A 25642-nucleotide genomic window follows, 5' to 3' on the forward strand; every position below is an offset into this window, starting at 1 on the left:
TGTCATTTAGCAGCAAGTCTGTTTTGTTGTTATGATTTAGCTTCTTGTAAAATTTTGATTGTTTTGATTTTTACTGGGGTTTCGGGTTTGTCATTGGTGTCGGTTTTAACAGCTGCAATTTTATCTACGACATCCATACCTTCAATCACTTGACCAAAGACAGTGTAACTGCCATCCAAAGAAGGATAGCCGCCCTTTTTATAAGCGTCAATGATTTTATCTGGGACCCAGCCTTTTAAAAGGCCGTCACTCATATCGTCTTTATTTTGTACGATATAAAATTGACTGCCAATACTATTAGGTTGTTGGGATTGTGCCATGGCTAATGCACCACGAATATGATAAAGCTGGTTTGAAGGTTCAGCTGCAAACCCTTCGCCCCAAATACTTTCACCACCTGTTCCATCTCCTTTCGGATCACCACCTTGAATCATAAAATCGTTAATAACGCGGTGGAATGTCAAACCATCATAATACCCTTTTTTAGCGTGGGTTATAAAATTTTCGACCGCTTTTGGAGCGATATCAGGAAAGAGTTTCATTTTGATATTGCCTTTATCAGTTTGAAGTTCTACTAAATCTTCGTTTGGTTTAATCTCTGGATCTAATTGGGGTAAATCCAGTTTGTTAACGTCAACTTTTGCAGAAGTTTCGGTTGTTTTTTTTGTGCTGGAAGAAGTAGTGGAAGTTGTATTTGTATTACAGCCGGCAATAAAAAGCGCAACTGAAAATAAAAGTGCAACTCCTAAAATACGTTTTTTGATCATTCCTGTATCTCCTTTATTTAAGATAGTTCAAGAATAACAAATATAAAAAAATTTGACTAGTCATGAAAAAGATAAGATTTCCTTTTAATAAGGTAAAGGTGTAGACCAATTAAAGCGCTTTTGCTATAATGAAAGAGCATTCAAAGTTAGAATCTACGAGGAGGAAATTAGTAATGGGAAAATTAGGTATTTCAGTCTATCCAGAACGTTCGACTTTTGAAAAGGATAAAGCATATTTGGATTTAGCACATAAATATGGTTTTAAACGTGTTTTTACGAGTCTCTTAGAAATTGATGGTGATAAAGACCAAGTTTTATCAGGTTTTAAAAAAGTCGTCGATTACGCTAATAGTCTCGATATGGAAGTTATGGTAGATATTAATCCAGGTCTTTTTGAACAACTGGGTATTTCTTATGAGGATCTTTCTTTTTTTGATGAAATGGGGGCTTATGGGGTCCGTTTAGACCTAGGATTTACTGGGGCAGAAGAAGCGAAGATGACGCGTAATCCATATGGTATTAAAATTGAGATTAACATGAGTCAAGGAACTAACTATGTCGATAATATTATGAGCTATTCCCCAAATACAAATAACTTACTGGGTTCTCATAATTTCTACCCCCATCGTTATTCTGGTCTAAGTTATGATCACTTTGTTTTTTGTTCAAAAAAATTCCGCAAGTATAATTTAAACACCATGGCTTTTGTGAATTCCCATGCAGCAACATTTGGACCTTGGCCTACCCAAGACGGTTTGTGTACATTAGAAGATCATCGTGATTTGGAAATTGCTACACAAGTCAAACATTTCATGCTAACTGGGTTGATTGATGATATCTCAGTTGGCAATGCTTACGCTTCAGAAGCTGAGTTAAAAGCAACGGCAGCAGCGTTCTTTGCTGAATATCCAAGTTTGAAGGTAGATCCTGCGGCTGACATCACAGAAGATGAACGTATCTGTTTGTTTGATAATTTACACAGTTATCGGGGGGATCGCTCCGAATATATTTTACGCTCAACAATGACACGGGTCTATTATAAAGACAAGCCATTCCCTGCACATAACACAAAAGATATGAAGCATGGCGATGTCTTGATTGATAATGTTGGTTACGGCCAATATAAAGGGGAAACCCAAATCGCTTTAAAGGAAATGAAAAATGATGGTCGAGTGAATGTCGTCGGACGGATTAGTGATGACGAGCTATTCTTACTAGATTTTTTGAAACCGTGGTCAAGTTTTAAACTAATTGAAAATAAATAATTTGTAATTTCTCTTTTAAAATGTTAATTAGAAGTACTCAAATAAAACAAGGTGTGGTTTATTGGTTTTTTCAGGATATTTATTTTGACAAAAAACCATAATCTTGTTTTATTTGAGTCTTTTTTTATTCTTTTTGATTTTGTTGTCCCTTTATTTTTTTGTATAATGATAAAGTTGGAGGTGTAAAGATGAAAAAAATCTCGCTCTTTTGTTAAATGAATTACAAGGGATAGGTCAGTCGGGAAAAAAATATGGTCATGACATTTTTGATCAGGAGCGATATGATCAATTATTAGTGGTGACAGGAGAATTAATGGCGCTTTTGACGGATTGGGATCAAGCACAAATTGCACATTATCTTTATACGGATGATGGGTATGCCACACCCAAAGTAGATATTCGAGGCGTTGTCTTTGTTGCGGATAAACTCTTACTTGTACGAGAAAAAAGTGATAATAAATGGGCACTCCCGGGTGGATGGGGTGATGTCGGTTTTTCTCCTTTTGAAATTGCAGCCAAAGAAATTTACGAAGAAGCTGGCATTATGGTTAAGCCAGTTCAATTAATGGCAGTAAAAGATAAAGCAAAACATGATTATCCAGCCAGTCTAACTTATGTTTATAAATTCTTTATTTATTGTGAAGCGCTAGATACTGCCATCAAAACGGGCATAGAGACAGCTGAAGTTGGCTTTTTTAGTTTGTCAGAATGTGAAAAGCTACCTTTATCATTAGCTCGAACCACTTTAACGGATTTAAAAGAAGCGTTTTCTTATCACACACATCCTGCCAACACACATTGTGATTAAACTTTAAGTGAGGAAAAGAAATGAAGAAATTTTGGATAACTTTTGGTCTTATTTTACTTGTAGTACTTGGTGGCTTAGCTTTTGCTGGAAACTATTTTTATAATTATGCTTTTGTGCCTTCAGAAAAAGATTTTTTAGCCAACGATACTCCAGCAGATGCCACTGATGAAAAACCCACAACCCAAGCTTTAGCATGGTTTAAAGGAAAAGAAAGAGAAAATTGGCATATTAAAAGTCAAGATAATTTAAAACTTCGAGGGATTTATTTGCCGGCTCAAAAAGAAAGTCATAAAACGGCAATTATTGCTCATGGCTATATGGGCGACGCAGAATCGATGTATCAATTTGCCGATATGTATCACCAACTAGGTTACAACGTTTTGGTTCCAGACGCTCGAGGGCACGGTCAAAGTGAGGGGAATTATATTGGTTTTGGCTGGCCTGAACGCAAGGACTATTTGCGCTGGATTGATAAAGTTTTGAAGAAAAACCCTCAAGAAGAAATTGTGTTGCATGGTGTTAGTATGGGGGCGGCAACTGTGATGATGACATCAGGCGAAAAATTACCTGATAATGTAGTTTCCATCATAGAAGACTGTGGTTACTCATCTATTCAAGATGAACTAATCTATCAATATCACCAGTTGTTTGATTTGCCGACATTTCCAATTATTCAAGTTACAAACTTAGTTACACGTCTACGGGCTGGTTTTTTCTTTACCGATGGCGATGTGACCAAGCAATTAGCCAAAAATAAAACGCCGATATTATTTATCCATGGTTCTGCGGATAAATTTGTCCCTTTTGAAATGTTGGATAAAGTTTATAATGCAACTGATGCTCCTAAAGAAAAATGGGTAGTAGAAGGTGCTGCCCATGCACAAAGCTTTAATCAAAATCCGTCACTCTATCAAGAAAAGGTTAAGAGCTTTTTAAGTCAGCATGAATTCAGGTAATAAATTTTAAAATCATAGACAAATAGCTATTTGGTCGTTACAATAATGAAGACTTAATTTATGGGAATAGAATGGAGGACAAAATATGTCCATGTTTTTAGATCAAGTAACAATTGACGTTAAAGCCGGAAAAGGCGGCGACGGCATGGTTGCTTTTCGTCGGGAAAAATATGTTCCTGATGGTGGACCAGCCGGAGGCGATGGCGGCCACGGCGGTGCAGTTATTTTAGTAGTTGATGAAGGTCTCCGGACTTTAATGGATTTTCGTTTCAATCGTCATTTTAAAGCAACTCCTGGTGAAAACGGGATGAGTAAAGGTATGCACGGTCGCGGTGCAGAAGATACTTATGTGAAAGTTCCGCCTGGCACAACTGTGCGAGACGCGGAAACCGGTGCCTTATTAGGGGACTTAGTAGCAGAAGGGCAGACGTTAGTCGTTGCTCAAGGCGGCCGCGGTGGCCGTGGAAATACGCGCTTTGCTTCACCACGCAATCCAGCACCAGAGTTAGCTGAAAATGGTGAACCGGGACAAGAGCGCAAAATTGAGTTGGAATTAAAAGTCTTAGCTGATGTAGGTTTAGTTGGATTTCCCTCAGTTGGTAAATCTACACTGTTATCTGTAATTTCATCAGCACGTCCTAAAATTGGAGCTTATCACTTTACTACTTTAGTACCAAATCTTGGTATGGTCACTACCAGTGATGGCCGTAGCTTTGCTGTGGCAGACTTGCCAGGGTTAATTGAAGGAGCATCCCAAGGTGTGGGACTTGGTACACAATTCTTACGTCATATTGAACGGACCCGGGTGATTTTGCATGTAATTGATATGAGCGGTATGGAAGGCCGAGATCCCTATGAAGATTATTTGGCGATTAACAAAGAGTTGGAAAGTCATAATTTGCGTTTATTAGAACGTCCTCAAATTATCGTGGCCAATAAAATGGATATGCCTGAATCAGAAGCGAATCTAAAAGCTTTTAAAGAAAAATTACAAGAGCAAAAAGCTGACGAATTTGCAGATGATATGCCAATTTTTCCTATCTCGGCAGTTTCTAAAAAGGGACTCCAGGCGCTTTTGAATGCGACTGCTGACTTGTTAGAAACCACACCTGAGTTTCCTTTATATGATGAAGAAATCGAAGAAGATGTGGTTCATTATGGTTATCAGTCAGATGGGCCAGAGTTTGAAATTACCCGTGAACCTGATGCAACTTGGGTCTTAAGCGGAGATAAAATTGAAAAACTATTCCAAATGACTAACTTCGATCATGATGAAACTGTAATGCGGTTTGCACGCCAATTAAGAGGCTTAGGTGTCGATGAAGCTTTACGAGCTCGCGGCGCTAAAGATGGTGATATTGTGCGAATTGGCAATTTTGAATTTGAGTTTGTTGAATAAATAGAAAAGCAAATTACTAGGACGCAACTTTAAAAGGGAGATTGACGACCCTTTTGTGGAAATGTGTCAGAGTAATTTGCTTTTCTTTTTTCTTTCTTTCCGTTAACTGGTACACTCAATTTATAAAAGCAAATACAAAATGTATATGGAGGTTGATTATCATGAGTAAACGGGTCATTGTGATGAATTTTGAAGTTGCATCTGAAAGTTATCAAGCTTTTTCAGAAGTAAAACAATTGGTTTTAAAACGAGAACTAAAAGGAGAGCAAATGGCAGTTGTAACCCATCAAGATGATGGTAGCCATCAATTTAAAATTGAAGATTTCATGGATTTTACTGGCAACGATAACGCTTCAAAGGGCGGTTTTATCGGCATGTTGGTAGGGGTATTAATTAGTCCCTTAGCGATATTATTAGGTTGGGTTGGTGGTAGTATGATTGGTGCCACTCGGGATGCTAAGGAAATCAGCGAAGCTCAAGACATTTTTAAATTCTTACTCAATAAAATTGCACCCGGTCAAACAGGATTAATTATAATAGCCGAAGAAGATGATAACCGGCCCTTAAATAAAATCGTTTTTGAACAACTTCATGGTGAAATTGCCCGTTTTGATTATGATGAAGTACAAGCAGAAATTCAAAAAGCGCAACAAGTTACAAAAGAAACAAAGGAAAAAGCAAAAGACAGTTGGGAAAAAAGTCATCTAAAGGATGATTCTAATACAAAAGAATAAAACAAAGTTAAGTTTGGGCTTTTGCGCGTGTTATACTATTAAAGAACCTTTCGTTCGTTAAATTTTTAGAAAGCCAGGTTAAAAAATGGAATTAGAGTTTTTAGGAACCGGTGCGGGTGTACCGGCAAAACACCGCAATGTGACAAGCATTGCATTGAAATTATTAGATGAGCGTAATGCGGTTTGGCTATTTGATTGTGGCGAGGGGACGCAAATGCAAATTTTGCGTACGAATATTCGTCCTCGTAAAATTGAAAAAATTTTTATTACCCATTTACATGGTGATCATATTTTTGGCTTACCAGGATTAATTAGTAGCCGCTCTTTTCAAGGCGGGAATGAGCCTCTCGAAATTTATGGCCCAGTCGGTATTAAACAATTTGTATTAAATGCTTTAAAACTTTCACAAACGCGTTTGGCCTATAGCCTGAAATTTATTGAAATAAAAACGGGTGTTGTTTTCCAAGACAAACAATTTACTGTTACCTGTGAACTACTAGATCATGGGATTGAAAGCTACGGCTATCGGGTGGTAGAACACGAGCACGCTGGTGAACTTCAAGTTGCTAAATTAATAGAACTGGGTATTCCAGCAGGACCGATTTTTGGTCGCTTAAAAAAAGGTGAGACAGTAACTTTGCCAAATGGAGAGCTAATCAACGGGAAAGATTATGTTGGCCAAGCCAAAAAAGGGCGAATTGTTACCATTTTAGGCGATACTAGAATGAGTGATGCTTCGGTGAAATTAGCACAAAATGCAGATGTTTTAGTACACGAAAGTACCTTTAACAAAACAGAAGCTAAAATGGCGCGCAACTATTTTCATTCCACGACTCATCAAGCGGCTGAAGTGGCTAAAAATGCTCATGCTAAACGATTAATATTAACTCATATTAGTGCCCGCTACTTAGCGCAAGATGCTCTCAATTTGGAAAAAGAGGCCCAAGAAATTTTTCCCAATACAAAAATTGCTAAAGATTTTGATATTGTTGCGATTCCCTTTGAAGATGAATTGAAGGAGTGAGAAGGATGGATTTACAAAATAAAGTTGTCTTAGTTACCGGTGGTTCCGGCGGTCTAGGCGAACAGCTCTGCTATGAAGCTGCAAAACAAGGTGCTATCGTCATTGTTTGTGCAAGAAGAATCAATTTGATTGGTAAAGTAAAAGAACAATGTGAAATGTTAAGTGGCAAAACGGCTTACGCTTTTCAATTAGATGTAGCCCAACCTGACAGCGTGGCTGCCATGCTTGAAAAGGTACAAAGTGAAGTTGGCAGTGTCGATATATTAATCAATAATGCTGGTTTTGGTGTTTTTGAAGACTTTGTTACCTTTGATATGGCAACAGCGTATCAAATGTTTGAAGTAAATGTCTTAGGGATGATGGTATTGACGCAAAAAATTGCATTGATGATGTTAGAAGCAGGAAAGTCTGGAAATATTGTCAATATTGCCTCTATGGCAGGAAAAATGGCCACACCTAAAACTGCGGTATATTCGGCGACGAAATTTGCTGTATTGGGCTTTTCAAATGCATTACGTTTGGAACTAAAACCTGCTGGTATCCAAGTTATGACTGTTAATCCAGGCCCGATTGCAACAAACTTTTTTGAAAAAGCTGACCCTAGTGGGAACTATTTGTCAGACTTAGGAAATTTAGTGTTAGAACCTGAGGACTTGGCAAAAGTTATTATAAAGGGAATCCGAAAAGGTAAACGAGAGATTAATCGTCCGCGTTTAATGCAAGCGGCAAGTCAATTTTATACTCTATTTCCAAAAATTGGGGATTTACTCGCTGGCGGAATTTTTAATCAAAAATAAATATTTTTTAGACTATCTGAACGTACAAAAGGTAGTCTTTTTTTACGAAATAATATATAAATTTGCTATAGGTAGAAGAATGTAAAGCCAAGGATTAGGAATATTTTAATCGTATTAAAAGACGCAGCTGGCATGCTATTTTCATCGTGTCCTGGTTAGCTTTTTTCTTAAGTCTTACTCTAGGATAGCATTTTTTAACTACGTATAAAGTTATACTTTGATAAATAGGAATCAGAAAAATAGTGTCATTTTTAGCGATGAAATAAGAAGTTTTTGGAGAATACGACTTAAAAGTCCACTTGAAAAGAATGTTGGAAAACTTTCCAACCTTTGCTGATTTTGCTATAATAATCTGGTTGGGAGTGATTTTTTGAGTAGCTCTATGTATAATTGGCAACTTCCCCAATTAATGGAAGCGCCACAAGAATTTTTAAAAATATGTGAGAAATTTGATTTAAATAAAACATTAACACAACTTCTTTGGCAACGTGGGATTCAAGATGAAGCGCAACTAGCGGCCTTTTTACAACCGCAGATAGAACAATTACATGATCCATTTCAACTATTTGAGATGGAAAAAGTAGTTGATCGAATTCAAGAAGCCATCATGAATGGTGAACGCATTATGGTTTATGGTGATTACGATGCTGATGGAATTACCAGTACGACTATTATGACTGAAGCACTGGAACTTTTAGGGGCGGATGTCAGTTTTTATTTACCCAATCGCTTTAAAGACGGCTATGGACCAAATCTTGCGGTCTATCAGGAAATGATTGCTACAGGTATTCAATTGATTATTACCGTTGATAATGGTGTGTCCGGTCATGAAGCTATTGACTATGCCAATGCACAAGGTATAGATGTTATTGTTACCGATCATCACGAATTACCAAAGGTATTACCGAATGCCTTTGCAATTATTCATCCACGCCACCCTAATGGACATTATCCTTTTGGGGAACTGGCCGGAGTTGGCGTAGCTTTTAAGGTGGCTTGCGCGCTTTTAGAAGAGGTGCCCGCTGAGTTTTTGGATCTGGTAGCGATAGGGACTGTAGCGGATATGGTCTCTTTAACCGATGAAAATCGTGTGTTGGTCACTTATGGTCTTAAGGCTTTGCGACAAACCGAACGTCTGGGGCTGCAAACACTTTTAAAAGTTAGTGGAGTAGATGAAACAAAATTAGATGAACAAAGTATCGGTTTTGCATTAGCCCCCCGGTTAAATGCGATTGGTCGCTTAGCGGATCCAAATAAAGCGGTTACCTTATTAAAAACCTTTGATGAAGCAGAAGCTGAAAATTTAGCCAAAGAATTGGATGAAATTAACAAAGAGCGCAAAGGCTTAGTAGAAATGATTACCAAAGAAGCTTTAGCGCTAATCAATCCGCAAGACGCAATTCATATCGTGGCAAAAGAAGGTTGGCATGAAGGTGTTTTAGGAATTGTGGCTGGGCGGATTTTAAAAGAAACGGGGAAACCCACACTTGTTTTAACCATTAAAGAAGATGGCATTGCTAAAGGGTCAGGTAGAAGTACTGAGTCGCTTAATATGTTTGCCATGTTGGATGAGCTGCGGGAATTGTTCACAAGTTTTGGGGGACATCATGCGGCAGTCGGTGTCAGCCTACCATTAAGCGCACTAACAGAGCTTAAAGAAAGAGTCGCTGATTTTGCCCATGGGCATAAAGAAATGTTAGTTGGAAATTCGTTAGCTATCGATGCGGCAATTCAAATTTCTGAAGCGAGCCTCGGCTTAATTAAGGAGCTGAAAAAGTTAGCTCCTTTTGGCATGGATAATCCGCAACCCTATTTTTTATTTCAACACGTTTATACACTAGATGTGAAAACAATTGGTGCAGATAGTAATCATCTGAAATTTACTTTAACAGATAAAGATAATAGTCAATTAACCACAATTGGTTTTGGTTTTGGTAGTTACGCTACTTCAGTAGAAAATAACGAACTTGCAGTAGTAGGACAGTTGCAGATTAACGAATGGAATGGGCGACAATCCCCACAACTCCAACTTGTTGATTTTGCCTCGGTTGGCTTGCAAATCGTTGATCTTCGAGCTAAAAAAAATCGACAGCATTTACAATTTAACTCAGATTCACTCTTTTTGTATTTTGGCCCTAAGATTTCTGAAGAATTCCAAACGGGATATGCAAAAAAAGCGGTTCACTATCAAGACTTCGACCATTTGAGTTTATTATTGCAAGAAAAAAATTTCTCTAGTGTGGTTTTTTTAGATTGTCCCACCAATGCGGCAATATTAAAAGAAATTGTGACATTAGCTGATTTTCAACAAATATATTTGATTTTAAGTACCAATGATGATGCCTATTTAGATGGATTAGGAACAAGGGAACAGTATGGACGTTTGTTCAAACTAATCGCGCAACAAAAGGCATTAGATGTCCGCTACAAATTACCAAGTATTGCGCAATTTTTAAAAATACCCGAAAAATTATTAATTTTCATGATTCAGGTGTTTTTTGATTTGGAATTTGTTACAATAAGCGATGGTGTTTTGCGTCAAGCTGATATAGATGGCAAAAAAGATCTTACATCCAGTCAGGTTTATAAAAATAGACAACAAAAAATTAAAACAGAAGAATTTCTTTTGCTAAGTGACGTAGCAACTTTAAAAACGTGGTTTGAAAATTAGGAGGAAACAACATGGATTTGAAAGATTATATTGCAAGTATTCCCGATTACCCTTCAAAAGGGATTGTTTTTCGCGATATCTCACCTTTAATGGCAGATGGTATGGCGTATCGTGAAGCAACAAAACAGATTGTAGATTATGCAAAAGAAAAAAGAATCGATATGGTGGTTGGACCGGAAGCGCGTGGGTTCATCGTTGGCTGTCCAGTCGCTTATGAATTGGGAGTAGGATTTGCACCCGTGCGTAAAAAAGGAAAGCTGCCACGTAAGACAATTGAAGTAACTTATGATTTGGAATATGGTACTGACACATTAACCTTACATGAGGATGCTATTAAACCTGGACAACGCGTCTTAATTTGTGATGATTTATTAGCTACTGGGGGTACAATTAAAGCTACTACGGAACTCGTTGAAGAATTAGGGGGCGTAGTTGTTGGTTGTGCTTTCCTAATCGAATTAATGGATTTACACGGACGGGATAAAATTAAAGATTACGATATGATTACTTTAATGGAATATTAAAAAAAGACGTTTTGCAACGCTTGTTGCAAAACGTCTTTTTTAGTCTAGCTCGTGGAATGAATAAAATTTTTTATGTGAAAAAGGTGCTTATGCATGAAAAATAACCCAACGTTAAAAAAGTGAGGGGAATAAAGAAAAAGATACATAAAGGATGTCAATTTCAGTGGATAAAAATTTCAGGGCTTAAACTTTGCGACTATTTGTACAAGCAGAGAAATTTCTTCTAAACTCAAGATTCGCTATACTACTAAGGAAAGGGGAATAAGTATGGATTACGAAGTATTACTTTACTATAAATATACAACTATTGAAGATCCGGAAACTTTTGCACAAGAGCATCTGGCTTTTTGTCAAGAATTGGGTTTAAAAGGTCGAATTTTAGTTGCCAAAGAAGGAATTAATGGGACGGTGTCTGGGTTAAAGAAGGACACAGCAGCTTACCAAAAAGCGTTGCAAGCAGATTCGCGTTTTGCAGGAATCCTGTTTAAAGTTGATGAAGCAAATGAACATGCCTTTAAAAAAATGTTTGTCCGATCACGACAAGAAATTGTTTCATTGAAATTAGCTGATGATTTGAATCCAAACGAAACAACGGGAGAATATCTTTCACCACGGGCTTTTAAAGCAGCTTTGCTAGATGAAGATACCGTTGTTATCGACGCTCGTAATGACTATGAATATGATTTAGGGCATTTTCGTGGGGCCATTCGTCCGGAAATTCGTAATTTTCGCGAGTTGCCACAATGGATTTTAGAACACAAAGAAGAATTTATGGAAAAACGGGTAGTAACGTATTGTACGGGTGGAATTCGTTGTGAAAAATTTTCTGGTTGGCTTGTCAAAGAAGGCTTTAAAGATGTCGGCCAGTTACACGGCGGCATTGCCACTTATGGAAAGGATCCAGAAGTACGTGGTGAATTATGGGATGGTAAAATGTATGTTTTTGACGAGCGTATTAGCGTTGAGATCAATCAGGTGGATAAGCATGTAGTCGGTCGGGATTGGTTTGATGGGAGTCCTTGTGAACGCTATATTAACTGCAGTAATCCTGAATGTAATCGTCGTATCTTGTCTTCTGTGGAAAATGAAGAAAAGTATTTAGGTGCTTGTAGTGAAGCCTGTCGCAACCATCCTCGCAATCGCTATGTCAAAACGCATTTGTTTCAAAAATAGCTTGTGCCTTAAAGGTTGGAAAGTTAATTTCCGACCTTTTTCATTTTACATCTTTAAAAATAGATGATAAAAGACATTTTTCCCCTAACGAATTTACTTATGGTAAGATAGACGAGAAATAAGAACGATTATGAAAAGTAATGTTAATTGAGAGGAATTAAATGATGCAACAGAGTGAAAAACAAGTGAAAGAGGCTATTTCAGCGTATATTCATATCCCTTTTTGTGAACATATCTGTTATTACTGTGATTTTAATAAAGTCTTTTTAGAAGGACAGCCAGTAGATGAATATATTTCAAGTCTTTTAAAAGAAATAAAGTTAACTTTAGAACAAAATCCAATTACTCAAAGCCCTACCTTATACATCGGTGGAGGCACCCCCACTTCACTGTCAGTTAAGCAACTGGATACGTTATTAAGTGGTATCAATCAACTTTTTCCGATGGATACTGTGAACGAGTTCACTGTGGAAGCGAACCCCGGTGATTTAACTTTTGATAAGTTACAGGTGATGAAAGCACACAATGTTAATCGCCTTTCAATGGGAGTCCAAACTTTTGATGATGTATTATTGAAAAAAATAGGACGTAAACATACCGTAAAAGATGTTTATGCTACGATGCATTTTTTAGAAAAGGCCGACTTTCAAAATGTTTCCATCGATTTGATATACGCATTACCTGGTCAAACACTAGCAAGTTTCCGTAACACGTTAAAACGCGCAATTGAATTGGATTTACCCCACTACTCGTTATACTCTTTAATTCTTGAAAACAAGACCATGTTTATGAATTGGGTGAGACAAGGACGTCTAGAGATGCCTGATCAAGAAATTGAAGGACAAATGTTTGAAGAAACTATGGCAGCCATGCACAATACTGGGAAGTTTCAATATGAAATTAGTAATTTTGCCAAACCAGGCTTTGAGTCGCAACATAACTTGGTCTATTGGAATAACGAACACTATTTTGGCTTTGGGGCTGGTGCAAGTGGTTATCTTGGCCAAAGACGTTATAAAAACTTCGGACCAATTCAACATTATTTAAAACCATTGCGTCAAAATCAGTTGCCAATTTATGAAACTGAAGAATTGACACGCAATAACCAAATTGAAGAAGAAATGTTTTTGGGCTTACGCAAGAAAGCGGGTATCTCAAAATTTCATTTTAATGAAAAATTTGGCACGGATATGACAGAAATTTATGGTGATGTTTTAAGAGAACTAATCAAAAAAGATTGGCTTGCAGAGACTGATGATCATGTTGCTTTAACATCAAAAGGGTTGTTAATTGGAAATGAAATTTTTGAGAAGTTTTTGTTAGATTAGTTTTTTTAGCCTTTCAAACCCTTGGTATAACTAAGAAAATTCATTAGCACTCTTGTTGCAAGAGTGCTAATTTTTTGTTGCACATTTCTTGACAATAAAGTTTCTTGTGGTATATTAATATGTGTTAGCACTTAAAAGGATTGAGTGCTAAATACGAGGTGATGAATATGTTGACGAATAGACAACAAGATATTCTGCGTCTCATTATCCAACACTATACCAAGACCGGGTTGCCGGTAGGTTCGAAATCCTTGATGGCTGCAGGAATCAAAGCGAGTTCTGCTACAATTCGTAATGATATGAAGGCTTTAGAAGAAGCGGGCTTATTACAAAAAACCCATTCTTCTTCCGGTCGTGTTCCTTCGATGAAGGGTTATCGTTACTATGTCGATCATTTATTAAAACCTACGCGCGTAGCTAAAACAGAGATGCAAGTTATTAAACAGTCTTTTGGTCAAGAATTTCATGAGATTAATGATATTATTCAACAATCTGCTGAGATTTTATCGACTTTAACGAGTTACACTGCATTTTCTTTAGGTCCGGATATGAAGGATAGACGTCTGACTGGATTTCGTATTGTTCCTTTGAATAGCCGTCAAGTGATTGCAATTATTGTGACGGATAAAGGTAACGTCGAAAGCCAAGTCTTTGCTTTACCGCAAAGTGTCAGCGGCGCCGACTTGGAAAAGATGGTACGGATCATCAACGACAAATTAGTAGGTGAGCCATTACTCACGGTTTATCAACGTCTGCGTACTGAGATACCGATGATCTTGCACAAATACTTTCAAACAACAGAAGGTATTTTAGATTTATTTGACTTAATGTTAGGTCAAGTTTTTGAGGAAAAAGTTTTTGTTGGCGGTCGCATGAATATGATTGATTTTGAACCATCACAAGATGTTGATCAGTTCAAATCAATTTACCGCTTTATGAAAGACCCTGAAGAGTTGATGCAACTTTTGATTCCCCCCACTGAGAGCATTGATATTCGTATCGGTGATGAGTTGGGTAATGACTTGTTTCATAATATGAGCTTAATTCAAGCGAGTTATGATATTTCAGGTCATGGTAAAGGAGTTATTGCATTATTAGGGCCTGCGAGTATGCAGTATTCTAAAATGTTTGGTTTACTTGATGTGTTTTCTCGTGAACTCGCTGAGAAATTAGCAGAATATTATCGTTCGCTAGATGCAACAAGTTAAAAGAAATTTTGCATAGAAAGGTGGCAAGTTCAGTGTCTGAAAAAGAGGAACAAAAAGAAGAATTAGCCGAAGAAATTACTGAGCTAAAAGATTTAGAGGATTCAGAGTCTGTGTCAGATGAGTTGACTGAGTTGACAAAAAAAATTGATGAGATGGATGATCAATTGTTACGGGCCCGTGCAGAAATTGCGAATATTACCAATCGGAATCGCAATGAGCGCGAGTTGTTGCAGCGTTATCGTTCCCAAGATTTAGCCAAAAAACTCTTACCAGCAATTGATAATTTGGAACGGGCAATGGCAACAGAAGTTAATGATGAACATGGTGCAAGTTTGAAAAAAGGTGTCGAAATGACATTGGCGAGTCTACAAAATGCTTTGAAAGAAGAAGGAATTGAAGAAATTCCTGCAGAAGGCGAAGTCTTTGATCCAAACTTCCATCAAGGTGTGCAAACAGTTGAAGCAAGTGAAAATGCACCTGCCAATACTATTGTGCAGGTACTTCAAAAAGGTTACAAATTACATGATCGCGTTTTGCGTCCAAGTATGGTTGTTGTAGCCCAATAAATTATTGTTTTATAAAAAGAGATAACTTTTAAAGGAGCGTTTTATTATGAGTAAAATTATTGGTATTGACTTAGGTACTACAAACTCTGCTGTTGCAGTCTTAGAAGGCGGCGAAGCAAAAATTATTGCTAATCCAGAAGGTAACCGGACAACTCCTTCTGTTGTTTCGTTTAAAAATGGCGAAATTCAAGTAGGGGAAGTTGCGAAACGTCAAGCAGTAACAAATCCAAATACAGTTTCATCTATTAAACGTCATATGGGCGAAGCGGGCTACAAAGTTGATGTTGAAGGTAAATCTTATACACCACAAGAAATCTCAGCCATGGTATTACAATACATTAAAGGTTTTGCTGAAGACTATCTAGGAGAAAAAGTTGAAAAAGCAGTTATTACAGTTCCTGCTTATTTTAATGATGCCCAACGTCAAGCAACAAAAGATGCTGGTAAAATTGCAGGTCTTGAAGTAGAACGAATTGTAAATGAACCAACTGCCGCAGCGTTAGCGTATGGCTTAGATAAGACTGATCGCGATGAAAAAATCTTAGTATTTGACCTTGGTGGCGGTACATTTGACGTTTCCATTTTAGAATTAGGTGATGGCGTTTTTGATGTATTGTCAACTGCCGGTGATAATCATTTAGGTGGGGATGATTTTGATAACAAAATTATCGATCATATGGTAGCAGAATTCAAAAAAGAAAATGGTATCGATCTTTCAAAAGATAAAATGGCAATGCAACGTTTGAAAGATGCTGCTGAAAAAGCGAAAAAAGATTTATCAGGCGTGACGAGCACACAAATCAGCTTACCATTTATTACAGCAGGAGATGCTGGTCCATTACACTTAGAAATGACATTAACTCGTGCTAAATTTGATGAATTAACAGCTGACTTAGTTGAACGTACTAAAGTTCCTGTACGCCAAGCACTAAAAGATGCTGGTTTATCACAATCTGAAGTAGATGAAGTTATTTTAGTTGGTGGTTCAACTCGTATTCCAGCAGTAGTTGAAGCAGTTCGTAAAGAAACTGGTAAAGAACCAAATAAATCTGTTAACCCAGATGAAGTTGTTGCGATGGGTGCTGCTATTCAAGGTGGGGTTATTACAGGTGATGTAAAAGATGTTGTCTTACTTGATGTAACACCACTATCGTTAGGGATTGAAACAATGGGCGGTGTGTTTACAAAATTGATTGACCGTAACACTACTATCCCAACAAGTAAATCACAAGTGTTCTCAACTGCGGCAGATAATCAACCAGCTGTTGATATCCACGTTTTACAAGGTGAACGCCCAATGGCAGCAGACAACAAAACATTAGGTCGTTTCCAATTAACTGATATTCCTGCTGCTCCTCGTGGTATTCCACAAATTGAAGTAAGCTTTGATATTGATAAAAACGGGATTGTGAATGTTTCTGCTAAAGATTTAGGAACGCAAAAAGAACAAAAGATTACAATCAAATCATCATCAGGTTTATCAGATGATGAAATCGAACGGATGGTCAAAGATGCTGAAGCAAACGCTGAAGCAGATAAAGCCCGTAAAGAAGAAGTAGACTTGCGGAATGATGTAGATGCTTTATTATTCTCTGTTGACAAAACATTGAAAGAATTAGAAGGTAAAGTTGACGCCGACGAAGTTAAGAAAGCCGAAGATGCACGAGATGAATTAAAAGCTGCCGTTGAAGCAAATAATTTAGAAGATATGAAAGCAAAACGGGATGCTTTAAGCGAAATCGTCCAAAACTTGACTGTCAAATTATATGAACAAGCGGCGCAACAACAAGCTGAAGCTAACCCAGAGGAAGCACAAGGCGGCGCTGATGATGTTGTCGATGCTGATTTTGAAGAAGTCGATGGCGAAGATAAATAATTTTAGTCAAAAAGAGCTATTTTGTACTTGATGAGGAAAAAGCCAAGGCTACCGCTTTGGCTTTTTCTATGAGATAGTTTAGCTTCCTTTTAAAATGTGTTAAAATACCCAAGTGAGAATAAAAGTATGTGGAGGGAAAGCCTATGGCAGACAAACGTGATTATTACGAAGTCCTCGGGCTGCAAAAGGGAGCTTCCGATGACGAAATCAAAAAAGCATATCGCAAGCTTTCCAAAAAGTATCACCCAGATATTAATAAAGAGCCTGATGCAGAAGAAAAATTTAAAGAGATTTCGGAAGCTTATGAAATATTAAGCGATCCGCAAAAACGGGCAGCCTATGATCAATATGGTCATGCTGGAACTGATCCTAATTATGGTGGCGGCTACGGTGGTTTTGGTGGCGGCAACTATGGCGGGTTCAGTGGTGGCGGCAGCTTTGGTGGTTTTGAAGATATTTTTGAATCTTTCTTTGGCGGCGGTGGGGGACGTTCTGTTGATCCCAATGCTCCGCGGCAAGGTGCAGATTTACAGTATGCGGTTAATTTGAAGTTTGAAGAAGCAATTTTTGGCGTGGAAAAAACAGTGAAATATAACCGTGAAGAAGTTTGTCATACCTGTGGCGGTAATGGTGCAAAACCAGGAACTCAACCAGTGACATGTTCAAAATGTCATGGTTCTGGTTCAATTAATGTGGAACGTCAAACACCATTAGGTCGTATGATGAGTCGTCAAACATGTGATGTGTGTCACGGTACCGGTAAAGAAATTAAAGAACCTTGCCCAACTTGTCATGGTTCAGGTCATGAAAAAAAAGCGCATGAAGTAAAAGTTACTGTTCCAGCCGGGGTGGAAGACGGCCAACAAATGCGCTTACAAAATCAAGGTGAAGCCGGTGAAAATGGTGGGCCTTATGGTGACTTATATGTTGTTTTCCGAGTAGAAGAAAGTGATATCTTTGATCGCGACGGCGCAGAAATTTACTACGAGTTGCCGCTTAATTTTGTCCAAGCTGCATTAGGGGATGAAATTAATGTGCCAACAGTTCATGGTGAAGTGAAGTTAAAAGTTCCAGCAGGGACACAAACGGGTACGAATTTCCGTTTGCGTGGAAAAGGTGCGCCAAAATTACGTGGAACTGGCAATGGCGATCAACATGTAAAAGTCAATTTAATTACGCCGAAAAATTTGAGCGAAGAGCAAAAACAAGCCTTGCGTCAATTTGCTGAGGTTAGTGGTACCAAATTAACCGAACAGCAATCAGAAGGTTTCTTCGATAAAATGAAAGATGCTTTTGGTGGTAAGAAAAAATAGATAAAAGAGTTCATGGGAAAATTTCCATGAACTCTTTTTCTTTTTGAGGTATAGTAAGAATAATCTAAAAAAGGAGGCAGACAATGCGAGTTTTTACTAGTCCTCAAGAATACATACAAGGGCCAAATGCCTTTCAATCAGAATTATTTCGCTTAAATCGTTTAGGTAACCATGTGTTAATTGTAACAGATTCTTTTGTCATGAAGATGCTGGGAAATAAAATAGTCCATAATCTAACGGTTGCTAAAATTAAAAGTGAGGCCATTTTAGTAGACGAAAATAATCCGCCAGAACTCTTGGTTAATGCTCAAGAATCGGTAAAAAAATTTGGATGTCAATTTATCATCGCTTTAGGTGGGGGAAAAGCAATGGATTTAGGCAAAATGATTGCCAACGCTTGTGAGTTGCCAATCGCAATATTGCCAACTTCTGCTGCTACAGATGCAGCTACCTCACGGATTTCTGTCAGGTATGATGAAATGGGAAATTTCGTCCGTTATGATTTTTATGCCCAAAATCCTGAAATTATTTTAGTTGATACTACTGTCATTCTAAACGCTCCTGCTGAAATGCTCTTGGCGGGATTTGCTGACGGAATTGCCACTTATATTGAAGCGAGGAGTATTTGGCAAGAAAATGGACGAAATACCATGGGTGCATCCCCGACTATAGCGGCGTTAAGTTTGGCAAAAAGTTGTCACGAAGTTTTAATCCGCGATATTAAAAATGCTCAAAAAGCGCAAGCTGTAGGTGTAATAAATGAAGCCTTTGAAAATGTCGTAGAAGCCAATATCTTACTGAGTGGTTTGGGCTTTGAAAATGGGGGTTTGAGTCTAGCCCATGGATTTCATAATGTTGTCATGGGAGAAAAAGCAATGAATGTCACTGGTAGTCATGGTCAAATTGTCGCAGTGGGTGTGCTGCTCCAGTTATTGGCAGAAGAACGCCAATCAGAATATGAAACGCACCAAAAGCTATTTTGCCATCTTGCTTTACCGACTACGCTGCATGAGCTTAATTTGAATTTATCAGAGGAAATGCACCAATATTTGGCAAAAAGAATTTTACTCACTCGAAATGCGGGGAATTATATTAGTAGACAAGTCAATGTAGAAAAAATAATGGCGGCCCTTATCAAATTACATTAAAAAGGAAGATAATGATGAAAATTTTAGTGACAGGCTTTGATCCCTTTGCAAAAGAGCAAATTAACCCTGCTTTAGAAGTTGTAAAACAATTACCAGACGAGATAGAAAACGCACAGATTATTAAATTAGAAATTCCTACTGTATTTCATCAGGCTGGTTTTATTGTTGAACAAGCGATTAAAAACTATCAACCCGATATTGTACTTAATATTGGTCAGGCAGGAGGGCGCTTTGCCATAACATTTGAAAAAGTAACGATTAATCTTGCTGACGCACGGATTGCTGATAATATGGGCGAACAACCAATCGACGAAACTATTTTTGCTGACGGCCAAACTGCCTATTTTACGCAGCTGCCAGTAAAAGCGATGGCAGCTGCAGTGAAAGCTGAAAAAATTCCGGCAGCTGTTTCTTACACAGCTGGTACTTTTGTTTGTAATTATATTATGTATTATGTGCAGTATTTAATTGATAAGAGGTATCCGTCTTTAAAAGGTGGATTTATTCATGTTCCTTTTATCCCCGCGCAAGTAATAGACAAACCAAATCAACCGGCAATGAATTTACAAGATATTGTCCATGGTGTAACACTGGCTATTAAAGCTTTGGTTACCTATAACGATCAAGCAGATATTAAAACATTTGGTGGAACAGAGCATTAAAAAGCATCATTTTACAAGTGAATCTTGTAAAATGATGCTTTTTTTATAGGTGCAGGGATTATATGATTTTTGCAAGTAATAAGAGCAATATATTAGGCTTTCCTCCTATTACTTGAGAGCTGAGCGAGTCCGTTCAGCTTTTTTTATTAAATATTCAAAACTTTATTTAAAAAGTCTTGGGTGCGCGGATTCATTGGATTATTAAAGACTTCATCTGGTGTGCCGTCTTCTAAGAATTTGCCGCCATCACAAAATAGAACACGGTTAGCAACTTCTTTAGCAAAGCCCATTTCGTGGGTAACGATGACCATTGTCATTCCTTGTTTGGCCAATTTTTTCATAACGTTTAGTACATCACCAACCATTTCTGGATCAAGAGCTGAGGTTGGTTCATCAAACAACATGATATCTGGATTCATCGCCAATGCCCGAGCAATAGCAACCCGTTGTTTTTGACCCCCAGATAAACTACCGGGTAAGGCATCTTTTTTATCAGATAGACCAACAGTTTCTAATAGGCTGTCAGCTTTTTTCTCAGCATCCGCTTTTGACATACGACCTAGATCAGTTGGTGCTAAAGTAATATTTTGTAAAACTGAAAGATGAGGAAAAAGGTTAAAGTGTTGAAAAACCATGCCAATATGTTGGCGCACTTTGTTAATATCCGTTCCTTTGGCCATTAAGTGAGTGCCATCAATTTCAATATCGCCACTGGTCGGTTCTTCTAAGCGATTTAAACAGCGTAAAAATGTACTTTTCCCAGAGCCGGAAGGACCGATTACGCAGACAACTTCTCCTTCATTAATGGTGATACTCATATCATTTAAAACGGTATTATCTCCGTATTTTTTTACTAAGTTCGTTACTTTAATTTTCTCAGCCATTTATTTCACCTTCTTTTCTAAAACTTTAGCTAGACGAGTTAGGGCAGTAATAACGATTAAATACATCACGCCAATAATCAGATAGACATAGGTACTTTGCATATTACGCGCGACAATTATTTTACCAGTTTGCAATAATTCGACTACTCCGATAACGGAAATAATAGTTGTATCTTTTAATGAAATAACAAATTGGTTAACAAATGATGGAATCATAATTTTAATTGCTTGAGGTAAAATGATTTTCCGCATTGTGTGGGTATATCCCAACCCCAGACTACGAGAAGCTTCCATTTGGCCCACAGGAACAGCATTAATACCACCACGAACAATTTCAGCGATATAAGCGCTGGCGTTTAAAGTTAAGGTAATAACACCGGCTGTATAGTCGGGAATAGTAAAACCTATTGCATCAGATAAACCAAAGAAAATAAAGAATGCTAATACCATCATTGGAATTCCGCGAATAATATCAACGTAAATTGAAGCAAAGATTCGTAAACCTCTGATGGGTGCAACGCTGAATAATCCAAAGATAACCCCAATAACAAGTGCCAATACAAATGAAATTAATGCCAGAGAAATGGTTTTCCATAGGCCTTCTAACAAAACTTTCCAATTGTTTTTCAATAAACCACCAATAGTTGACTCGTCAACGCTTGATTTCTTTTGTTCGTTTCCATCTGCAATATATTTATCTAAAATCTTATCATATTCGCCAGTGCGTTTCATCTCTGTTAAAGCTTCATTGAACATCTCCAATAATTCAGGGGCCTGGCCCTTTTTAACAGCAAAACCGTATGAACCGCCGCTTTCGCGTTTAATTGGCGTAGCTAATTCTTGTCCCTGACTAATGGCATAACCAATAACAGGATAATCGTCCATAATGGCATCAATTTGTCCGCCACGAACGGAATCATATAAACCATCTGCTGTATCATATTGTTTAATCGTATAGCCGTATTTAGCTTTATTTTTTTGGAGAAAATCAGCACTTTCCGTTCCGATTTTGGCGCCCACTTTTTTGCCTTTTAAATCAGCATACGTTTTAATTTCGTCATTGTCTTTTTTTATTGCTAATTGGATACCAGATTCAAAATAAGGATCAGAAAAATCAAAACTTTGTTTTCGTTCATCCGTAATTGTCATGCCGGCAATCATAGCATCGGCTTGATTGCCTTGGACCGCTTGCACGGCGCCAGCAAAACCAATATGATTCCATTTCAATTTAAAACCTTGCATTTCTGCCGCTTTATTCAATAAATCAACGTCGATTCCTTCATACTTGTTATCTGTATTTTGAAATTCAAAAGGTGCAAAGGCTGTATCACTGGCAATTACGTATTCCGATTTTTTGGGTTCAATTTTTTTCATGGTGCCAGTAGCGGTCTCATCATCGCTTTTGGCAACATAATTTGCGACAATTTTATCATACTCGCCATTTGCCTTTAAATCTTTTAAACCAGCATTAAATTTTGCAAGTAATTCGGCATTTTTGCCTTTTTTAACAGCAAAACCATAGGAATTTCCTTTTTCTTTTTCCCCTACTAGTTGTAAAGGCTGTCCTTGTGTCACCGCGTAACCTAAGACGGGTTCATCATCAAAAATGGCTTGGACAGTATTATTGTTCAAAGAACCGTACAATGCATCAGCGGCATCGTATAGTTTAACATCAAAATCATATTTGTCTTTGTTTTCTTCAAGGAAAGTAGCGGATTCTGTTCCTACCTTGGCACCAACAGTTTTTCCTTTTAAGTCATCGTAATTTTTAATTTTGCTATTTCCTTTAGCAACAGCCATTTGAATTCCACTATCGTAGTAGGGATCGGAAAAGTCAAAAGATTTTTTTCGTTCATCTGTAATACTCATGCCCGCAATCATGGCGTCTAATTGGTTGGATTGCACGCCTTGAATAGAACTATCAAATCCTAAGGGTTTAAGTTCTATTTTAAAATTTTGGTCTTTAGCGATAGCTTTTAATAAGTCGATGTCAATGCCAACGTACTCGTTTTGCTCATTTTGAAACTCAAAAGGAGCAAAGGTGATATCTGTCCCAATTTTGTAAGTTTGTTCCGCTGCAGCGGCAGGTTTGGTGACGGCTAAAGTTAAAAATCCCGCCAAGAAAGATAAACATAAGATTAGTTTTCTTTTCATCGTAATTCCTCCTATAAATAAATGTTAAAAGGCTCCTCTCTACCCAATAAAATGGCAGAAAGATTAAGCCTTCTTAACTGCGTATAAAAAAGTACATATAAAAATCACATATAAAATATTATATGCAGTAATCAGAATCTTCACAATGCTTTTACGGAATTATGAGAAAAAAATTCTTGAAAAAGTAACAAGTTATGTGATAAAACCTAACATTAAGAAAAGCTTCAGACGCGATTGAAAAGTAGCGAAAATATGTTCGCTATGTTAAAATATTTCGTGGACAAAATGCGTATTTATTTCCTTTTATATAGGAAAAGAATACAATTTTTGTAGAGAGAAAATAATGTTAGGGAGGAAGATGTGAATGATTGATCGAGTAACCTCCAATCAATTTCAGTTAGTTTCAAAATATGAGCCAGCTGGGGATCAACCCGCAGCGATTAGTCAATTAGTGGCTGGTGTGAATGCCGGCAAGAAAGCACAGGTATTATTAGGTGCCACTGGGACTGGTAAAACTTATACGATTTCAAATGTTATTAAAGATGTTAACAAACCGACTTTGATTATTGCACATAACAAAACGTTGGCAGGACAATTATATGGAGAATTCAAAGAATTTTTCCCCAACAATGCCGTGGAGTATTTCGTTAGCTACTATGATTACTATCAACCAGAAGCTTATGTTCCATCTTCTGACACCTATATTGAAAAAGACTCAAGTATTAACGATGAAATTGATAAATTACGACATTCGGCAACAAGTGCTTTACTAGAGCGTAATGATGTTGTCGTTGTTGCATCGGTTTCGTGTATTTTTGGTTTAGGTTCACCAATGGAATATCAAAAGCAGGTCGTATCTTTACGCGTTGGTATGGAAATCAGTCGGGACCAATTATTGCGAGATCTCGTGGAAATTCAATTTGAACGAAATGATATCGATTTTCAACGGGGACGTTTTCGTGTCCGAGGAGATGTTATTGAAATTTTTCCTGCTTCACGAGATGAACGGGCATTACGAATTGAATTTTTTGGTGATGAAATTGATCGCATTCGTGAAGTAGACGCGCTAACTGGCGAAATAATGGCAGAAACAGAGCATGTCTCCATATTTCCAGCGACTCACTTTGTGACAAATGAAGACCACTTAGAAACCGCGATTGCATCGATTCAAAAGGAATTGGATTTTCGCTTGAAAGTTTTAAGAGATAATAATCAGTTATTAGAAGCGCAACGTTTGGAACAGCGCACCAATTATGATATCGAGATGCTGCGTGAAATGGGATATACTTCTGGAATTGAAAATTATTCCCGTCACTTAGATGGTCGTAAAGAAGGCGAACCGCCTTACACATTGATTGATTTCTTTCCAGATGATTTTTTAATCGTGATTGACGAATCTCACGTCACAATGCCACAAATTCGTGGGATGTACAATGGGGATAGGGCACGTAAACAAATGCTAGTTGATTATGGATTTCGTTTGCCTTCTGCTCTTGACAATCGACCACTGCGCTTAGAAGAATTTGAAGAACATGTTCATCAAATTATTTACGTCTCGGCTACACCAGGACCATATGAGGCAGAACAAACCGACACTGTAATTCAACAAATTATTCGTCCAACCGGATTATTAGATCCCGTGATTGAAGTTCGACCAATTATGGGCCAAATTGATGATTTAGTCGGTGAGATTAATGAACGGGCTGCAAAAGATGAACGTGTTTTTGTGACCACATTAACAAAAAAAATGTCGGAAGATTTGACCGACTATTTTAAAGAATTGGGCATTAAAGTAAAATATCTTCACAGCGACATTAAAACTTTAGAACGAACGGAAATTATCCGTGATTTGCGCTTAGGGAAATTTGACGTCTTAGTGGGAATTAACTTATTAAGAGAAGGTTTGGATGTACCGGAAGTGTCTTTAGTGGCGATTTTAGATGCAGATAAAGAAGGTTTCTTACGCAGTGAACGTTCTTTAGTACAAACAATTGGCCGTGCCGCTCGTAATTCAGAGGGGAAAGTAATTATGTACGCTGATAAAATTACTGATTCCATGCAAAAAGCGATGGATGAAACTTCTCGCCGTCGCGGTATTCAGGAAAAATACAATGAAGACCATGGTATCGTCCCCAAAACAATTATTAAAGAGATTCGTGATTTAATTGCGATTACTAAGACTAGTGATGATGCGGGTAAAGAAGTAACTTTGGCTAATTATGATGAATTAACCAAAGAAGAAAAAGATACCTTATTAATCAAATTGGAAAAAGAAATGAAAGAAGCGGCAAAAACGTTAGACTTTGAAACAGCCGCCACGTTGCGGGATACGATTTTAGAACTAAAAGCGACGGAATAAAATAAGTTTAAAAGCGTCTTTTGACG

General features: G+C 37.6%; 21 protein-coding genes. 18 read left to right on the plus strand and 3 right to left on the minus strand.

Translation table 11 applies throughout. From position 1 onward, the window contains the following. Window positions 1–29: 29 nt before the first annotated feature. A complete protein-coding gene (locus tag RK01_RS03445) occupies window positions 30–767 on the minus strand; it encodes a peptidylprolyl isomerase (RefSeq protein WP_016171884.1) in 738 nt (245 codons plus the stop codon). Window positions 768–940: 173 nt separating this feature from the next. Between RK01_RS03445 and RK01_RS03450 the strand changes: the two genes are divergently transcribed. The 17 genes from RK01_RS03450 to pcp all read left to right on the plus strand — a co-directional run bounded on the left by RK01_RS03450 (window position 941) and on the right by pcp (window position 20219). Further along, window positions 941–2032: a DUF871 domain-containing protein gene (locus RK01_RS03450; protein WP_016171885.1), complete on the plus strand. Its 1092-nt coding sequence runs from the start codon at window positions 941–943 to the stop codon at window positions 2030–2032. Between the two features lie 208 nt (window positions 2033–2240). Then, window positions 2241–2840, plus strand: coding sequence for an NUDIX hydrolase N-terminal domain-containing protein (locus RK01_RS03455; protein WP_016171886.1), 600 nt, complete (start codon window positions 2241–2243; stop codon window positions 2838–2840). Between the two features lie 20 nt (window positions 2841–2860). Beyond that, window positions 2861–3796 carry an alpha/beta hydrolase gene (locus RK01_RS03460; RefSeq protein WP_016171887.1) on the plus strand — a complete coding sequence of 312 codons (936 nt, stop codon included), beginning with the start codon at window positions 2861–2863 and terminating at the stop codon, window positions 3794–3796. Between the two features lie 85 nt (window positions 3797–3881). Continuing rightward, complete coding sequence (gene obgE, locus RK01_RS03465; protein ID WP_016171888.1) at window positions 3882–5195, plus strand: GTPase ObgE; 1314 nt, start codon at window positions 3882–3884, stop codon at window positions 5193–5195. A gap of 161 nt (window positions 5196–5356) precedes the next feature. Next, the gene (locus RK01_RS03470) at window positions 5357–5929 is read left to right on the plus strand and encodes a DUF1269 domain-containing protein (protein WP_016171889.1); all 573 of its coding nucleotides are present in this window, start codon (window positions 5357–5359) and stop codon (window positions 5927–5929) included. An 85-nt stretch (window positions 5930–6014) separates the two neighbouring features. Beyond that, window positions 6015–6953: a ribonuclease Z gene (rnz, locus tag RK01_RS03475; protein ID WP_016171890.1), complete on the plus strand. Its 939-nt coding sequence runs from the start codon at window positions 6015–6017 to the stop codon at window positions 6951–6953. A 5-nt stretch (window positions 6954–6958) separates the two neighbouring features. Then, window positions 6959–7750, plus strand: a complete 792-nt coding sequence (locus RK01_RS03480) for an SDR family NAD(P)-dependent oxidoreductase (RefSeq protein ID WP_016171891.1) — start codon at window positions 6959–6961, stop codon at window positions 7748–7750. A gap of 382 nt (window positions 7751–8132) precedes the next feature. Further along, entirely contained in the window at window positions 8133–10421 is a 2289-nt protein-coding gene (recJ, locus tag RK01_RS03485; RefSeq protein WP_016171892.1) for a single-stranded-DNA-specific exonuclease RecJ, read from the plus strand. Between the two features lie 11 nt (window positions 10422–10432). Further along, entirely contained in the window at window positions 10433–10945 is a 513-nt protein-coding gene (locus RK01_RS03490) for an adenine phosphoribosyltransferase (RefSeq protein ID WP_016171893.1), read from the plus strand. A gap of 267 nt (window positions 10946–11212) precedes the next feature. Further along, window positions 11213–12118, plus strand: a complete 906-nt coding sequence (gene trhO, locus RK01_RS03495) for an oxygen-dependent tRNA uridine(34) hydroxylase TrhO (protein ID WP_016171894.1) — start codon at window positions 11213–11215, stop codon at window positions 12116–12118. 161 nt (window positions 12119–12279) lie between these two features. Beyond that, window positions 12280–13446 carry a radical SAM family heme chaperone HemW gene (gene hemW / locus RK01_RS03500; protein WP_016171895.1) on the plus strand — a complete coding sequence of 389 codons (1167 nt, stop codon included), beginning with the start codon at window positions 12280–12282 and terminating at the stop codon, window positions 13444–13446. Between the two features lie 167 nt (window positions 13447–13613). Further along, window positions 13614–14654 (plus strand): heat-inducible transcriptional repressor HrcA, encoded by a 1041-nt coding sequence (hrcA, locus tag RK01_RS03505; RefSeq protein ID WP_016171896.1) that lies wholly within the window; start codon window positions 13614–13616, stop codon window positions 14652–14654. A gap of 32 nt (window positions 14655–14686) precedes the next feature. Beyond that, entirely contained in the window at window positions 14687–15220 is a 534-nt protein-coding gene (gene grpE, locus RK01_RS03510) for a nucleotide exchange factor GrpE (protein ID WP_016171897.1), read from the plus strand. 46 nt (window positions 15221–15266) lie between these two features. After that, window positions 15267–17096 carry a molecular chaperone DnaK gene (gene dnaK, locus RK01_RS03515; RefSeq protein ID WP_016171898.1) on the plus strand — a complete coding sequence of 610 codons (1830 nt, stop codon included), beginning with the start codon at window positions 15267–15269 and terminating at the stop codon, window positions 17094–17096. A 143-nt stretch (window positions 17097–17239) separates the two neighbouring features. Further along, window positions 17240–18409, plus strand: a complete 1170-nt coding sequence (gene dnaJ, locus RK01_RS03520) for a molecular chaperone DnaJ (protein WP_016171899.1) — start codon at window positions 17240–17242, stop codon at window positions 18407–18409. Window positions 18410–18492: 83 nt separating this feature from the next. Next, complete coding sequence (locus tag RK01_RS03525; protein WP_016171900.1) at window positions 18493–19557, plus strand: iron-containing alcohol dehydrogenase; 1065 nt, start codon at window positions 18493–18495, stop codon at window positions 19555–19557. Between the two features lie 14 nt (window positions 19558–19571). Further along, window positions 19572–20219 (plus strand): pyroglutamyl-peptidase I, encoded by a 648-nt coding sequence (gene pcp, locus RK01_RS03530; RefSeq protein WP_016171901.1) that lies wholly within the window; start codon window positions 19572–19574, stop codon window positions 20217–20219. Window positions 20220–20365: 146 nt separating this feature from the next. Here the strand turns inward: pcp and RK01_RS03535 are convergent, their stop codons facing one another. Then, a complete protein-coding gene (locus RK01_RS03535; RefSeq protein WP_016171902.1) occupies window positions 20366–21103 on the minus strand; it encodes an amino acid ABC transporter ATP-binding protein in 738 nt (245 codons plus the stop codon). Further along, window positions 21104–23257 (minus strand): amino acid ABC transporter substrate-binding protein/permease, encoded by a 2154-nt coding sequence (locus tag RK01_RS03540; RefSeq protein ID WP_016171903.1) that lies wholly within the window; start codon window positions 23255–23257, stop codon window positions 21104–21106. Between the two features lie 364 nt (window positions 23258–23621). On the opposite strand from RK01_RS03540, the gene uvrB reads away from it, so the two are divergent. After that, complete coding sequence (gene uvrB, locus RK01_RS03545) at window positions 23622–25616, plus strand: excinuclease ABC subunit UvrB (RefSeq protein WP_016171904.1); 1995 nt, start codon at window positions 23622–23624, stop codon at window positions 25614–25616. Window positions 25617–25642 lie beyond the last annotated feature (26 nt).

The sequence above is a fragment of the Enterococcus dispar ATCC 51266 genome (genome assembly GCF_000406945.1).
Lineage (GTDB): Bacteria > Bacillota > Bacilli > Lactobacillales > Enterococcaceae > Enterococcus_C > Enterococcus_C dispar.